We start from the raw sequence: 573 nt of genomic DNA, 5'->3' as shown, positions 1-573 counted from the left end.
ATACCCGTTCTTATGAAACTCAGGATGGGCAAAAACGCTATGTAACTGAAGTAGTAGCCAACTTTGTTGGTACATCCTTAGATACTCAGAACACCGATAGCTTCGGTGGTGGGTCTTCTAATTTTGATAACTTCGGTAGCAGCAACGATGAAAACATTCCGTTCTAGTGTTTAGGACTCCTACTAATTCGAAAAGGAGGATTCACATAATGAGAAGAGATAGAAGCAGAAAACCAAGAAGAAAAGTATGTAACTTCTGCGTTGATCATGTAGATCAAATCGACTACAAAGATATTGCTAAACTTCGTCGTTTCACGACTGAACGCGGCAAAATTCTTCCACGTCGTATTTCCGGCACTTGCGCTAAACATCAGCGTAAATTAACATTAGCAATCAAACGCGCTCGCGCTATTGCTTTGTTGCCATTCACAGCAGAATAATACTTTATAGCTTGATATGAAGTATTAAACCCCGGTAGCCGAAAGGTTGCCGGGGTTTTTTATTGGCTATACCAATAGTTTTTGAGTTATAGGACAAAAAGTGTGTGTAAAAAGTGCTGTAAACCTAGATAGAT

1 protein-coding gene and 1 pseudogene are annotated in these 573 nt (G+C 39.6%); both read left to right on the top strand.

The window, feature by feature from the left end:
- Positions 1 to 167: pseudogene (locus tag MXE28_RS11665) on the top strand (single-stranded DNA-binding protein); the annotation flags it as partial.
- A gap of 41 nt (positions 168 to 208) precedes the next feature.
- Positions 209 to 439: a 30S ribosomal protein S18 gene (rpsR, locus tag MXE28_RS11485; RefSeq protein ID WP_006555209.1), complete on the top strand. Its 231-nt coding sequence runs from the start codon at positions 209 to 211 to the stop codon at positions 437 to 439.
- Positions 440 to 573: the final 134 nt, after the last annotated feature.

This window comes from Veillonella sp. KGMB01456, assembly GCF_023051165.1.
Classification (GTDB): Bacteria; Bacillota; Negativicutes; order Veillonellales; family Veillonellaceae; genus Veillonella_A.
The sequence above is the reverse complement of the archived record's forward strand: the minus strand, read 5'-3'. Positions and strand labels throughout refer to the sequence as shown.

What these genes read in the sequence shown, in the direction of transcription:
- rpsR (WP_006555209.1), top strand. Translation starts at nt 209, where the DNA reads ATGAGAAGAGATAGAAGCAGAAAACCAAGAAGAAAAGTATGTAACTTC.